Below are 14,821 nucleotides of genomic sequence, written 5' to 3' on the forward strand. Positions count from 1 at the left end.
CCTTGATGATTAACCACGAGAAACTAAATTTCGTGGTAGATGGCTCAGCATTTCGACTCCATCCTCGGTGATCAACAACATATCTTCGATCATAATACTTCCAACCCCAATGCCGTAATAAGGTGTTTCAAGGCTCATTACCATACCCGCTTTAAACACTTCCTGTGCTGCCGCACTCACAAACGGGGCTTCCTCTAACCCAGTAAAAACACCGTCACCATGACCTAAATGACCACGATTGTAGTGAGGCAAGCCAGAATTACGAATTAATGTCATAGTGTCATTAAAGACATCACTTAATTGCACTCCCGGTGCAACTCGGCTTAACATATATTCATGCCCTTTCTGGATAGTTTGATAAAGCGATGAGACTTTGTCATTTGCTTTACCCACCACAAATGTTCTGGCGATATCAGCACCATAGCCAGCCACATCAACACCACAATCAAACTTAATTAAATCACCTTCTTTGGCTGGCACATTGTCAGGTAACATTTTGGGTGAAAAATCACTGCCTACCGAGATCAAATTAAAACGGCTATAGTTCGTTTCAGGATATTGCATAACTTTCGCTTTAAACGCTGCGGTTAACTCGGCTGAAGTACACCCAACTTTAATTAACTCACTTGCCGCTTGAATACCTGCTTCGGTAATTTCCGCACTTTTTCTTAGCTGCGCTATTTCCCACTCACTTTTAATCATACGCAATTCATTAAATAACGGCGCAGAATCCACTAAATTAAGTTCAGGGATCACTTTGTCTAACCACACTTTACCTGCGTAGCTAATTTGATTTAACTCGATAGCAACCTGTTTACCATCCCCTTTAACATCTGCTAAAGCGTCTTTTAATAAGCTGAAGATAGCTTCAATTGGGCTATTAATCGGTCGTGGCTTTATCACTTTGCCATGGTCGGGGTTGTACGGATCATCAACATCAACCCAAATAGGGAAAGTTACGATATGTGCATTCGGCATTTCTAATTGCAAATTTGCCGCTTCAAATTCATTCATAATAACCAGTGATTTTATCGCAGGATCACGAAAAATAACGGCAATCGCTGTACCCGTTTGTCTAAAGGTATACATAAAGAAACTCGCAAATCCTGTTAGATGATAGAAGTTATCAGCAACTGTTGCGATGAGCACTTCGATATCATCACGTTCCATGATTTGACGCGCTTTCTTTGTGACATTCTCAAGGTGTTGTTTTTTCAAAAAAGAGATATCTTTATATGTTGTCATTATTTAATTTCTCGGGTGATGTCTAAATATCAATACCACCCCACTCAGTAAGCTTTGCGGGGTGATGAATATAACAATTAATCTTTCTACCATTTATAACTAATAGCTATACATTATTCTAGATAATACTATATAGGAAATAAGTGGAAGCATAATTGAAAAGCCAATACTGACGGTTAACTGATTGAAATAACTTTAATATTTAGCTCTTTCTGCGAAGGGATTATTGATAGTATATGTAAGGATGGTTGACCTTTGCTGCTGATCCTTACAACTAAAAAGATAAAACAAAAGTTTAAAAAATCGATGATTATCTTGCTCAACTCAACTCTCCATTGTTTGAGTTAAGTATTATGCTTGCATGTCAGTCTACCAGTACGCTTAAAACATGCGTCTTTCATATGAGGCGATATTGAGAGGCTATCGCCGAATTCAGTAGACCACGAACCTCTCATCTACCCTACCTAGTTGGCCGTTAATTTGAATAAAAATTCACCGTCAAAATCAACGCCTCTAGCTATCAGCACAAGAAATGGCTTTATCAAATTGATTATTACGCGTTAACCATAAGGAGAGTGCTTTCAGTGAATCTGGAGTGAACTCATCACAACGCGCGCTAATTTCATCAGGTGTTAACCAACTGACTTCAACAATTTCAGATTCCTGTAAAGCAAATGGGCCATGACTAACACAACTAAACAAACCACCCCAAATACGACAGTTCTCACCTTCGTAATAAAATAAGCCATGCTCAGCAAATGGCACTCCAGAAACCCCAAGCTCCTCTTGTGCTTCACGCTTTGCGGAATCAAGAATATTTTCGCCTTGAGTTACCACTCCACCTGCCGTTGCGTCCAAATAACCTGGATAAAAATCTTTGATATCAGTTCGCCTTTGTACCAAAATTTTTCCCATGCCATCATGGACAACAATGTAGGTCGCACGATGACGTAGATTTTCTGCACGCATTTGTCTGCGAGTTGCCTGGGCAATCACCTCATTGTTATCATCAACAATATCAACCCATTCAACCACTTCGGTTTGTTCATCCATCCTTAAAACCTTTTTTATCAGCCTGTTAAGTACAGTTGTTATGCCATAGAACTTTACCGAAAACGGTCAAGCAAACAGTCTATCTCTCCGATATCACTCAACATTCAACTTGATGTATGCTGAGCACATAACAAGGTATTCTTTTCATTGCTCCCTTGCAAGCGAACACCAATAAATTTGAGTGTTTATTCCGTACTATTGACGAATTAATCGACATTTATCATTTCCTTATGAAATAATTTTCACAAAATTGTTAACAGCCTCAGCAAATTTATGAAGCAACTGCTATAGTTAGCACAAATAGGCTCGATATTAGTCCCATTTTTCACAGGAGGCGATTATGCGGATACTTATTACTGGCGGTACAGGGTTAATTGGTACACCCCTCGTGCAACGACTTGTTGCGCGTTCAGATAAAGTAACTGTACTAAGCCGCTCTCCACAAAAAGTTTACAGTCATTTCTGTAAAGCTGTTGAATGTTGGACTTCTCTTCAAGATAAGCAAAACCTTAATCAATTTGATGCGGTAATTAACCTTGCAGGAGAGCCTATCGCCGAAAAACGCTGGAGCGATGAACAGAAAAAAATCTTATGTGAAAGCCGCTGGGTAATAACTCAACGCTTAACGGAATTAATTGCAGCCAGTGATACACCACCACATACTTTTTTATCCGGCTCCGCTGTCGGTTATTATGGCGATCAAGGGCAAGCGGTTGTGGATGAATTTGAACAACCCCACGACGAATTTACTCATTATTTATGTCAACATTGGGAAGCGCTTGCTCAAAATGCCGAATCACCAGCAACACGGGTATGCATATTACGTACTGGGGTCGTCATGTCATTAAATGGTGGAGCATTGGCAAAAGTCCTCCCTATTTTTAAAATGGGCGCTGGTGGTCCTATTGGCCATGGAAAACAGTTTATGCCGTGGATCCATATTGATGATATGGTAAATGCAATCTGCTTTTTACTCGATAATCATTCATTATCAGGGCCATTTAATATGACAGCCCCTTATCCCGTTCATAATGATCAATTTTCAGCTATTTTAGGCGAAGTTATTAACCGTCCTGCGTTTATTCGTACCCCTGCCTTTGCTATTAAAGCCATTCTGGGTGAAGCCGCTGCATTAGTTCTTGGCGGTCAACAAGCTATTCCTAAGCGCTTAGAAGAAGCGGGTTTTCAATTTGAATATATTGAATTGAAAATTGCTTTAGAGGATTTATTTAAAAAACAATAAAAAATAGCCATACCTATGAGGTATGGTTATTAAGATCATGACATATTTTATTATAGATATAACCTATACTCGTCATACTTCAAGTTGCAGCGTTGTTGATTAGCTTCATTCGCACTAGTCATCTACTAATGTATGCGCCTAGCTGCATCTTGAATTATTTGGAGTATATACTAAAAATGAAATAATTAATTTATATAACTATCAATCTATGAGTTTTTATTTCTTAATTATTAAGCTATATATGATATGGGTATTAATCTTTTAACTAATTACATTGAGCGATAATTTACATGAAAAGATTACTTATATTAATTTATAGTTTTATTAGTTATATCTCCTTTCTAATTGGTTTTAGCTTTTTATTTTTACTATTAACCAATATTGGTATCCACAATATGCAAAGTGATAACAGTGTATCCGATATTTCACCTTGGCTTATCAATATTGCGCTACTTTTGCTGTTTGCTTTTTCACATTCGTTACCCGCTAGACTCACATTTAAACAATCGTATCCATTGTCTCCTGCCATAGAACGAAATAGTTATGTCTTTTTCTCTGGTTTGGTACTCATATTTTTAGCACTGTATTGGCAACCGCTACCGGGAAGCCTCTGGCAATTACCTGCTAATAATAGTATTGCAATCGGATTAAATCTCATTGGAGGGTTAGGTTGGCTGATCTGTATCAGCTCAACTTTTATGGTGAGTCATAGTGACTTATATGGTTTACGCCAAGCTTGGCTACAATGGAAAAAACAAATCTATACCCATATTCCATTTCAAATGAAAGGTTTCTATAAATTGACACGCCATCCAATGATGACTGGTTTTTTAATTGCCTTCTGGTTTACCCCTGATATGACAAGTGGTCGGTTATTATTTAATATTGGTATGACACTTTATATTTTCTGGGGGATCTATTTAGAGGAAAACGACTTAAGAAAAACATTAGGGCAAGACTACCATAATTATATACAAAACGTACCTAAGATTTTACCTAAGCTATTTAAAAAATAACATTTATTATTAGGCTGAATAATATAATTAAATTCAGCCTAAAATTTTATTATTTACTACCTTGCCAACGGGTAAAGAGATCTTGTTCTAATTGAATATCAAATTGATCTAGAATTCGATTTACTGTTTGATCAACAATATCTTGAATTGTTTGGGGTTGATGATAAAAAGCTGGCATTGGAGGCATGATCACCGCGCCCATTTCGGCTGCTTGTACCAGTAAACGCAGGTGGCCGAGATGTAATGGGGTTTCACGTACGCCTAACACTAATTTTTTACCTTCTTTTAATACCACATCTGCTGCGCGCGTGACTAACGTATCAGTATAGCTATGTACAATGCCCGACAGTGTTTTCATGGTACATGGCATGATCACCATGCCCGCTGTACGAAATGAACCTGATGAAATCGCAGCCGCGATATCACGGCTATCATAATTATGATCAGCCAGCTGTTGGATATCTTTTACTGTATAGTCGGTTTCTAACGATAATGTCTGGCGAGCAGCCGCACTCATCACAAGATGTGTTTCCACATGATCCACTGGTTTTAAAACTTCTAATAGCCTAATGCCATAAATGGCACCACTTGCACCAGTTAAACCAATGATTAGCTTTTTCATGCCACCCTCTTTCCAACGAATATATCCAGCGCTAATCATAACAGCTATTGTGATTAAAAACCTTCAAATCTACCGGTTAGATCGCCAAAACTAAAGATGTTAACTTTTCAGAATATCGAAATTTTCAGTAGTATTAAATTAAATAATAGAGCTTGTTTTATGTTTAGGAGTAACTTTTAAGCTACGGCTTGCTGAACAAGATATAAACCTTATCTAATAAAAAAACCAGCCTAAAATGGGATTTCCCATAGGCTGGTTTTCTTCTTAAATCAAAAGTGATTAACCTTCGTTATAAATCTCTAGGTTCTCAATCTCATTTTGATCTTTAATTTTTAGCTCATCATCTCTACGTAGATTCTCTAAATAATCTAAGTAGGTCTGGTCGATATCTTTTGTGACATAAATACCATCAAACACTGAACATTCAAACTCACTGATTTCAGTATTCTCTTCACGAACGGCATCCACTAAATCACTGAGATCTTGGAAAATCAAACCATCAGCACCAATGAGCTTACGGATTTCATCAACTTCACGACCATGTGCAATCAATTCATTGGCGTTTGGCATATCAATACCGTACACATTCGGGAAGCGAACTTCAGGTGCCGCAGATGCAAAATAAACATTTTTCGCACCAGCTTCACGCGCCAGTTCAACAATCTGTTCTGAGGTGGTACCACGTACAATTGAATCATCAATCAATAATACGTTTTTATCACGGAATTCCGCACGGTTAGCATTCAGCTTACGGCGAACTGATTTACGACGCTCTTGTTGCCCTGGCATAATAAATGTGCGGCCAACATAACGATTTTTCACAAAACCTTGGCGGTATGGCTTATCTAAAATATGCGCGATTTCTAAAGCGATATCACAAGATGTTTCAGGTATTGGGATCACTACATCGATATGTAAGTCTTCCCACTCACGAGCAATTTTAGCGCCTAACTTTTGCCCCATACGCAATCTTGCGTTATACACTGATATTTTATCGATAAAAGAGTCTGGGCGAGCAAAATAAACATACTCAAATAAGCATGGCGTTAATTGTGGGTTCTCGGCGCATTGGCGTGTATACAGTTGACCTTTCTCAGTCACATAAACCGCTTCACCGGGTGCAACGTCACGTAAAAACTCAAAGCCTAGTGTATCTAATGCAACGCTTTCTGAAGCTACCATGTACTCTTCAGCCCCATTTTCCAGCACCCGACGACCTAATACTAATGGACGGATACCGTGAGGATCACGAAATGCCAGCATGCCATGACCAATAATCAAGGCCACACATGCATATGCCCCACGCAATCTTTTATGCATGGCAGCTACAGCTGTAAATACATTGTCTGGCTCAAGTGGAAAGTGATCAAAGCGGTCTAACTCATAAGCCAATATATTTAATAAAATCTCAGAGTCCGAGGTGGTATTCACATGACGGCGAGCTGTTTCAAATAAACGACGCGTCAGTTCATGCGCATTTGTCAGATTCCCATTGTGAGCAAGGGTGATACCAAAAGGCGAGTTCACATAGAAGGGCTGTGCTTCTGATGCGCTTGAACTTCCCGCAGTTGGATAACGTACATGGCCAATTCCCATGCAACCTTGCAGTCTGAGCATATGCCGCGTTTCAAAAACATCTTTTACGAGGCCATTCGCTTTACGTAAACGAATATTATTTTTGCCATCAATGGTAGCAATCCCTGCTGCATCTTGCCCACGGTGCTGAAGCACAGTTAAAGCATCATAAATAGATTGGTTGACCGGTGATACACCGGCGATACCGACAATACCGCACATTTAGTCTTTCCTCATCAGCCAGACGGAGAGATGTTCTCCGGTAGGAAACTTGACGCATTTTGCAGGTAGTCAAAGAACCACCTGATTATATGACTGAACTGCGGAATAAGTTCCGAACGTTGCCAATCCTCACTTTGAGGAAGTGGTGTAAAGGTATCAAGAAAAAATAATAACGCAGATACAATTAACACACCACGCAACGCACCGAAGCAGATCCCCAGAACACGATCTGTGCCCGATAAGCCAGTTTTTTGAACCAGAGAACTAATCACATAGTTAACAACTGCACCGACAATTAATGTCGCAATAAATAATGCAGCAATAGCAATACCATTTCTGACTAGTATGTCCTCAAAGCGCGTAAAATACTGTGCTAAGTAAGGATAAAATGTACTAGCAACAAAGAATGCACAGCCCCATGTTATCAGTGATAAAGCCTCGCGAACAAACCCTCGGATCAGGCTTACCAGTGCCGAGAAGCCAATGATGGCAATAATTGCATAATCTAACCAGACCATATTTCATTCCAAAATTCGCACCCACGGCAGTGGCTGGAGTGCATTCTAACAGAAAACGAAAACGTTTGCGTAACCAATTTACATACAATTTAAAAAAACCAACGGCGAAAAGAAAAATTCATATTCGCCGCTACAATTGGTTAAAAACTCAAATTTTTATACTCTAAATAATTCGAAATACAACTAGACGACAAATCAATTCGTCGCCAAGGGCCTACAGCAGTATATGACTATTGCGTTGAGTATAGTCACTATACTTCAACGCAATATGCTATAAATCGAATGATAACGAGTATCTTATTCCTAATTCAATACGATGATTTACTCATGGCTTGAAAGCCCTAATCTCACCTTGCAGCCCTGTTATCGAACGCAACTCAGGTAATGCGCTTTCTAAGCGTTGCCGTGAAGCTTCTGGCCCAACAAAAATACGCGTTAATTGGCCATTCACTGGTCGTGAAGGAACCGTATAGACTTGATACCCAGACAACCGTAATTTTGCGACAATTTCCTCAACCTTCACTGAATTTTTCAATGCACCAAGCTGCACTACAAACGCTTTCCCCTGTGGAGCTTTAACTTCAGGCTTAGGCTCTGGTTTTGGTTCCGGCTTCGGCACTGGCTTCACTTCAGGTTTTGGCGTAGGTTTAGGTTCTGGCTTTTTAGGCTGTTCAGTTGGGGTAACCGCTTTTTCTGGCAATGTTGTGGCAGATTGCTGTTCGCGCTGCTGTTCATCTTGTTTCTGCTCAGAAATCGCTTCAGATATCATGGCTTCCGATACCGCGCCTGACGTCGAAGATTGCGTCAGCGGTGCGATCGCTTCGATATCTTGCTCGTCACCCGGTTTTGGAATAATAGGTATGGCCGCAAATTCATTTTCATTGTATTTCTTATCGCCATCAAGTAATGCGGGTAACACAATGATCCCCGCAGCAACTAAAACAATGGCGCCGACAAGACGATTTTGAAATTTACTTGCCACCTACGCTATCCTTTTGTTTGATCTAACAACATCATTACATGAGCAACAGTATGGAAAGAACCACAAACAATCACAATATCCTTCTCTGTTGCATCAACACAAGCTTGCTGCCATGCTTCATCAACCGAATCAAATACCTTTGGCGAATCTAGATATTGGCTTAATTGAGATGCTGATGCACCACGAAACTCAGTTAATGACGCCACATACCAATCCGTCACTTGCTCAGATAAACGCGTTAATGTGCCTTGGATGTCTTTATCGCCTAACATACCAACTACCGCACGGATCCGTCGCCCTTCAACCGAAGGAAGTTGTGCTAAACGAGTCACCAGATAACCTGCTGCATGTGGATTATGCGCCACATCCAGTATCATCAACGGTTTCTCACCAATAATTTGAAAACGCCCAGGGAGTTGAGCAGACTTCAAGCCCTCTCTCACCGCCTGATCAGTAATTTTATTGGCTAGTTGATGGTTAGTTTCTTTGAGACAGCAAATAACCCCTAAAGCAGTCGCTGCATTAGCGAGCGGTACATTAGGTAACGGTAAATTCGCCCACTGGTATTTATCGCTTTGCCATGACCAATTATTTTCGTGTTGCTCAAAAGACCAATCTTTATCACGACGAAACAGCAGAGTACCAATTTCATTGGCATATTGACCGATCGATTCAGGCATGTCTGGTTCACCGACTACACCATAACGACCACCACGGAAGATACCCGCTTTCTCGAAACCAATGTGTTCTCTGTCAGAGCCTAGCCAATCAGTGTGATCGATAGCAATACTGGTGATTGCCGTGACATCAGCATCGACGATATTGGTCGCATCTAAACGCCCACCTAACCCTACTTCAAGGATCACCACATCTAACGCAGACTGTTTAAACAACTTCAGCGCTGCCAATGTGCCATACTCAAAATAAGTTAATGAAATATCGCCACGTTCCGCTTCTATATCAGCAAATACACGACAGAAATCCGCTTCAGCTAGCTCTTGACCTTGAATACGTACCCGCTCGGTGTAGCGGACTAGATGTGGTGAACTATAAACTCCCACTTTGAGGCCAGCCGCCATTAAAATAGATTCAAGAGTATGGCAGGTTGTCCCTTTACCATTAGTGCCTGTCACGGTGATCACGTGAGGTGCGGGTTGAAGCAACCCCATTTGACGAGCAACTTGTCCGACGCGCTCTAGCCCCATATCAATATTTTGGCTATGCAGGTCTGTAAGATATGAAAGCCAAGTCTCCAATGGAGACTCGGCATTTGGAATAGTAAATTGATTACTCATCATCTTTTTTATGCTTAGCAGAGTCCTTTACTTGCTCATGAGCATCGATGACAACATCGTCTTTAGCGATATCGATTTTCACTTCCTCTTCAACCACAGGTACAAACTCTTCTGTATTGAAGCTCGGTTTATTGGTTAACATTGCTAATACATCAGCTAACGTATCACGCATATCAGTACGGCGAACGATCATATCGATAGCGCCTTTCTCTAACAAGAACTCACTACGTTGAAAGCCTTGAGGCAATTTTTCACGTACCGTTTGCTCGATAACACGTGGGCCTGCAAAACCAATTAACGCTTTTGGTTCAGCGACGTTGATATCACCTAACATTGCTAAACTTGCCGATACCCCACCCATGGTTGGGTCAGTTAATACAGAGATGTATGGCAGACCACGTTCTTGCATTTTTGCTAACGCTGCACTGGTTTTCGCCATTTGCATCAGTGACAACAGCGCTTCTTGCATACGCGCGCCACCACTTGAAGAGAAGCACACTAATGGGCAGTTATCTTCTAGAGCTTGTTCAACTGCACGAACAAAGCGAGCACCAACAACGGATGCCATTGAGCCACCCATGAAAGAGAATTCAAATGCCGCCGCAACAATTGGCATTTCTTTTAACGTCCCTTTCATTACCACGATAGCATCTTTTTCACCCGTCTCTTTTTGAGCCGCTGAAATTCTATCTTTATATTTTTTTGAATCACGGAACTTGAGTATATCTTTTGGCTCAAGTTCACTGCCTAATTCCGTTGTAGAGTCTTCATCAAGAAAAGCTTCAAGGCGCTGGCGTGCATGAATGCGCATATGATGATCACATTTAGGGCACACTTGTAAGTTACGCTCTAACTCAGCCCCATACAATACTTGTCCACAACTATCACATTTAGTCCAAACCCCTTCAGGGATATTGACTTTAGTTGATTGGGTCAAGTTACCTTTCTTTAATATTTTTTCAATCCAGCTCATTAATAGACCTTTTCGTCTGATTGATCTCTGGCTACTTCCTTGAGAAGCCGAATATAACGCCTCTCAGGTAAAACACCAGTATGTAATTTTGTGCCATTAAACCACAATGGTACTCCACTGTGGATAAAAAAATTTAAAATCCGTTACGGATTATCACTGTTTTGCGTAGCGACACGCTTTTCTTTCGCTGCTGCACGGCGATGACGGATCACTTCAATCACCCCCGGAAGAATAGAAATAAAGATAATGGCGACTATCAATAATTTCAAATTCTGCTGTACGAACGGCAAATCACCAAACAGGTAACCTGCATAAGTGAATGATAACACCCATAATAACGCACCTGTCACATTATAAAAGGCAAAATGACGATAAGACATTTTGCCCATTCCTGCAACAAATGGCGCAAAAGTTCTAACAATCGGCACGAACCGCGCCAATATAATGGCTTTACCACCGTGTTTTTCATAAAACGCATGGGTTTTATCTAAATAAACACGACGGAAAATTTTTGAATCGGGATTTTTAAATAATTTTTCGCCAAATATACGACCGATTGTATAGTTAACTGCATCACCTAAAATAGCCGCGATGATCATCAGTGTAACCATTAAATGCACATTCAAATCATTACTATCTAATGCAGAAATTGCTCCTGCGACAAACAATAATGAATCACCAGGTAAGAATGGGGTTACTACCAGCCCAGTCTCACAAAACAAGATCAGAAATAAAATACCGTACACCCAAGTACCATATTCAGCAACCAGCTCTGCTAGATGCACATCGATATGCAGAATGAAATCGATAATAAAACTGATAAACTCCATAAATGTCCTCGTGATTTATGAATAGCGTCCCTGCTATATCTAAGATTCTTAAGATTAGATTTACATCAGCTCATCGGCTAAAAAAAGCGGCCCCATCACATTCGATGGCAGAGCAAATTTCTCAGGATAATCAACCGCAACTAAGTACAAACCTTCAGCTTTAGCGGTCGCCGCAGCTTTTGTTCTGTCCTTAAGTTCCAGTAATTCTGCCATCCAATTAATATCTTGATTACCGCAACCAATCTCTAGCAGACTTCCAACAATATTTCTGACCATGTGATGAACAAATGCATTGGCTTTGATATCCACCACCACATAGTTACCATGACGGCTAACTTGCACGTGCATTACATTACGCCAAGGCGTCCTTGACTGGCACTGGACTGCTCTGAATGAGGTAAAATCATTTTCCCCCAATAGAACTTGCGCCGCCTGATGCATTCTTTTTTCATCTAATGGATAATGAAAATGCGTGACGCCATTCGATAAAATCGCAGGTCGATAGCGATGATTAAAAATGACATAACGATAACGACGTGCTGTTGCACTGAATCTCGCATGAAATTCTTCATCAACACCTTGGCACCAACGCACGGCAATATCGTCAGGCAAATGGGTATTAACGCCCATTGTCCACGCTGCCTCTTTGCGCACTACTGGCGAATCAAAGTGCACCACCTGCCCTGTCGCATGTACGCCTGCGTCAGTACGCCCCGCACAAAACACACTAATCGGCTGATTAGCCACTTTAGACAGCGCTTCTTCGAGACAACCTTGTACACTTTTTACTTCTTGTTGGCGTTGCCAGCCATAATAGCGACTACCGTTATATTCAATGCCTAACGCAATGCGAGACAACTGGGTTGACTCGGACATCAGTAAGATAGCTCCTGAGCCAGTTTTTCTGCGGTTTCAACTGCCATCAATGCACCGCCAAAACGCACATTATCGGCAACCGACCAAAACTGTAAGATTTCAGGAATACCGTAATCATTACGGATACAACCAATACTCAAATAATCGTTGCCAGAGGCATCAGTCACTTGAGTTGGATAATCGCCTTCTTCTGAGACCTGAATATCATCAAAACGTTCAAGTTCATCGCGAGCTTCTTCCATACCGACGGGTCGTAAGGTTTCAAGGTAAACCACTTGGGCATTACCATAAAATACTGGTGATTGAATAAAGCTCACAGCAACGGGTAGTCCATCGTCCTGCAATACTTTGCGTACTTGCTCAACCAGACGGCGCTCTTGCTGTACACTGCCTTCTTCATCGGCTAATGTTGGTAACATATTGAATGCGAGTTGTTTAGTAAAACGGCCTTCTTCAGCTGGGATGCCATTTAACAAACGGGCACTTTGTCCTGCGAGTTCATCCACTGCCGATTTACCATAAGCAGAAACAGATAACATATTTGTCAGCGTAATACGTCCCACTCCTGCCGCATCAATTAATGGCTTAGTGGCACTCAATAATTGGCTCACATAGCTATCTGCAACAGCAATAATATTACGATTGCGATAATCAGCTAAGACATGCGGGTTTACACTCGGTACAACTAAAGGGACATCTGGTTCGAGAGCAAACACACCACTGCTATCAATCACAATACAACCTTCTTGTGCCGCTTGTTCCGCATATTGCAAGCTGACTTCATCACTTGCAGCAAAGAACGCCATTTGAGCTTGCGACCAATCAAAGTCGGTAGCATCTTGGACTTGATAACTTTTGCCATTAAAACGAATGCTCTCCCCTGCTGTTCGCTCGCTGGCTAACAAGTACAATTCGCCAACCGGAAATTCGCGTTCTTGTAATAATGCTAAAATGGCTTCACCGACAGCGCCGGTTGCACCCAATAACGCAATATTCCAACCTTCAGTCATTGCTGTTTCTCCAAAAAATAACGATTAAATGAAATAATTAGCAAATAATAAGTTAATGATGTAATCATCAACTTATTATCGTTGTTTGCTGTATTCACTTAATTAAATGTGCATTAAAACCCAGTGCAGATAGTTGTGATGCAACCTGAGCATCATCACAACCAATGTTGAGAGACGACCACTCACGGCGCTCCTGATAGTGCTTGCGTAATTTGTCAAACTCACCGGGTATTGCGGCGACTTCACGCAATGCAGCGTCGTCGCGACGCACATCATACACGAGATGAACCAGCCTTTTGAGCTGACTTTGCGATAATTTACCTTGAAATGTTAGTGCGCTAATTTCAGGTGTAGGTAATAAAGAAGACAGCGCGATATTGTCTGGTTTGCCTAAGAATTGGCAATACGCCTCGTAGACTTGGGTTGTACCACGTGCCTTACCTTCAAGGGTATAACCTGCAATATGTGGTGTGCCAATGTCTACCCATTGAAGTAATTCAATATCTAAATCTGGCTCGGGCTCCCACACATCTAAAACGACAGAAAGCGATTTACCTTGTTTCAATAGTGATAACAAAGCTTGATTATCAACGACTTCACCACGACTAGCATTGATAAGGATCGTGCCATCACGTAGCTCAGCCAAACGTTGAGTATCCATTAAATGGTAGGTTTTATCCGCACCATCCATATTCAATGGGGTATGGAAAGTCAAAACATCCGCTTCCGCCAGTACTGTTTCTAAAGGTAAAAATTCGCCCTGACCTTCTGCTTGCGCACGAGGAGGATCGCATAATAATGTTTTTACCCCCCAAGCTGCCAAGCGATTGGCTAAACGGCCTCCAACATTACCAACGCCAATAATTCCGACTGTTTTATCACGCAAATCAAAATGATCGCGTTCCGCTAACATTAATAATGCAGAAAATACATATTCAACCACAGCGATTGCGTTACAACCCGGTGCTGAAGAAAACGCGATCTTGGCTTGGTTGAGCCATGCTGTATCGACGTGATCAAAGCCCGCTGTTGCCGTACCCACGAATTTAACTGGTGTATGGCTAAGTAATGCGCTGTTAACTTTGGTAATTGAACGTACCATAAGTGCGTCGGCATCAAGCAATTCACCTTCAGGTACTGGGCGGCCTGGCACAGCAGTAACTTTACCTAGCTTGCTAAATAATTGCTGAGCATATGGCATGTTTTCATCAACTAAAATTTTCACTGAATTCGCCCCAATATCATCACGCGTCTTTTAAATAAAAATGCAAAGTATACTCTAAATCATTCAAGGTGCAGCTAGGCGATAAACGAACGCTCAGCTAGAAGTATAGAAAACACTGTGGCTAGCGTCAGTGAGT

The 14,821-nt window shown here is 41.2% G+C and carries 14 protein-coding genes; 2 read left to right on the forward strand and 12 right to left on the reverse strand.

Features of this window, described 5'->3' with window-relative positions:
- Positions 1-9 precede the first annotated feature (9 nt).
- Positions 10-1,245 carry a M24 family metallopeptidase gene (locus tag SC428_RS15330; RefSeq protein WP_412544698.1) on the reverse strand — a complete coding sequence of 412 codons (1,236 nt, stop codon included), beginning with the start codon at positions 1,243-1,245 and terminating at the stop codon, positions 10-12.
- A gap of 513 nt (positions 1,246-1,758) precedes the next feature.
- Complete coding sequence (gene yfcD, locus SC428_RS15335; RefSeq protein WP_070929216.1) at positions 1,759-2,298, reverse strand: NUDIX hydrolase YfcD; 540 nt, start codon at positions 2,296-2,298, stop codon at positions 1,759-1,761.
- Between the two features lie 340 nt (positions 2,299-2,638).
- On the opposite strand from yfcD, the gene SC428_RS15340 reads away from it, so the two are divergent.
- Positions 2,639-3,541 (forward strand): TIGR01777 family oxidoreductase, encoded by a 903-nt coding sequence (locus SC428_RS15340; protein WP_140178662.1) that lies wholly within the window; start codon positions 2,639-2,641, stop codon positions 3,539-3,541.
- Positions 3,542-3,831: 290 nt separating this feature from the next.
- The gene (locus SC428_RS15345; RefSeq protein WP_070929214.1) at positions 3,832-4,557 is read left to right on the forward strand and encodes a methyltransferase family protein; all 726 of its coding nucleotides are present in this window, start codon (positions 3,832-3,834) and stop codon (positions 4,555-4,557) included.
- Between the two features lie 49 nt (positions 4,558-4,606).
- On the opposite strand, the gene SC428_RS15350 is transcribed toward SC428_RS15345, so the two are convergent.
- The 10 genes from SC428_RS15350 to pdxB all read right to left on the reverse strand — a co-directional run bounded on the left by SC428_RS15350 (position 4,607) and on the right by pdxB (position 14,685).
- Positions 4,607-5,179, reverse strand: coding sequence for a UbiX family flavin prenyltransferase (locus tag SC428_RS15350; RefSeq protein WP_140178666.1), 573 nt, complete (start codon positions 5,177-5,179; stop codon positions 4,607-4,609).
- 279 nt (positions 5,180-5,458) lie between these two features.
- Positions 5,459-6,976 carry an amidophosphoribosyltransferase gene (purF, locus tag SC428_RS15355; RefSeq protein ID WP_070929213.1) on the reverse strand — a complete coding sequence of 506 codons (1,518 nt, stop codon included), beginning with the start codon at positions 6,974-6,976 and terminating at the stop codon, positions 5,459-5,461.
- 14 nt (positions 6,977-6,990) lie between these two features.
- A complete protein-coding gene (gene cvpA / locus SC428_RS15360; protein ID WP_070929212.1) occupies positions 6,991-7,494 on the reverse strand; it encodes a colicin V production protein in 504 nt (167 codons plus the stop codon).
- A gap of 325 nt (positions 7,495-7,819) precedes the next feature.
- Positions 7,820-8,476 (reverse strand): cell division protein DedD, encoded by a 657-nt coding sequence (dedD, locus tag SC428_RS15365; RefSeq protein WP_070929211.1) that lies wholly within the window; start codon positions 8,474-8,476, stop codon positions 7,820-7,822.
- 5 nt (positions 8,477-8,481) lie between these two features.
- Positions 8,482-9,771: a bifunctional tetrahydrofolate synthase/dihydrofolate synthase gene (folC, locus tag SC428_RS15370; RefSeq protein ID WP_217495506.1), complete on the reverse strand. Its 1,290-nt coding sequence runs from the start codon at positions 9,769-9,771 to the stop codon at positions 8,482-8,484.
- Complete coding sequence (accD, locus tag SC428_RS15375; protein WP_070929209.1) at positions 9,764-10,744, reverse strand: acetyl-CoA carboxylase, carboxyltransferase subunit beta; 981 nt, start codon at positions 10,742-10,744, stop codon at positions 9,764-9,766. Before accD ends, folC begins: the two co-directional genes overlap by 8 nt.
- A gap of 143 nt (positions 10,745-10,887) precedes the next feature.
- Entirely contained in the window at positions 10,888-11,574 is a 687-nt protein-coding gene (locus tag SC428_RS15380) for a DedA family protein (protein WP_070929208.1), read from the reverse strand.
- Positions 11,575-11,634: 60 nt separating this feature from the next.
- Positions 11,635-12,450 (reverse strand): tRNA pseudouridine(38-40) synthase TruA, encoded by an 816-nt coding sequence (gene truA, locus SC428_RS15385; protein ID WP_070929207.1) that lies wholly within the window; start codon positions 12,448-12,450, stop codon positions 11,635-11,637.
- Positions 12,450-13,460: an aspartate-semialdehyde dehydrogenase gene (locus tag SC428_RS15390; RefSeq protein WP_318708600.1), complete on the reverse strand. Its 1,011-nt coding sequence runs from the start codon at positions 13,458-13,460 to the stop codon at positions 12,450-12,452. Before SC428_RS15390 ends, truA begins: the two co-directional genes overlap by 1 nt.
- A 94-nt stretch (positions 13,461-13,554) precedes the next feature.
- Positions 13,555-14,685, reverse strand: a complete 1,131-nt coding sequence (gene pdxB / locus SC428_RS15395; RefSeq protein WP_070929205.1) for a 4-phosphoerythronate dehydrogenase PdxB — start codon at positions 14,683-14,685, stop codon at positions 13,555-13,557.
- Positions 14,686-14,821: the final 136 nt, after the last annotated feature.

This window comes from Providencia sp. 2023EL-00965, from assembly GCF_033550225.1.
In the GTDB taxonomy this organism is placed as follows: Bacteria; Pseudomonadota; Gammaproteobacteria; order Enterobacterales; family Enterobacteriaceae; genus Providencia; species Providencia manganoxydans.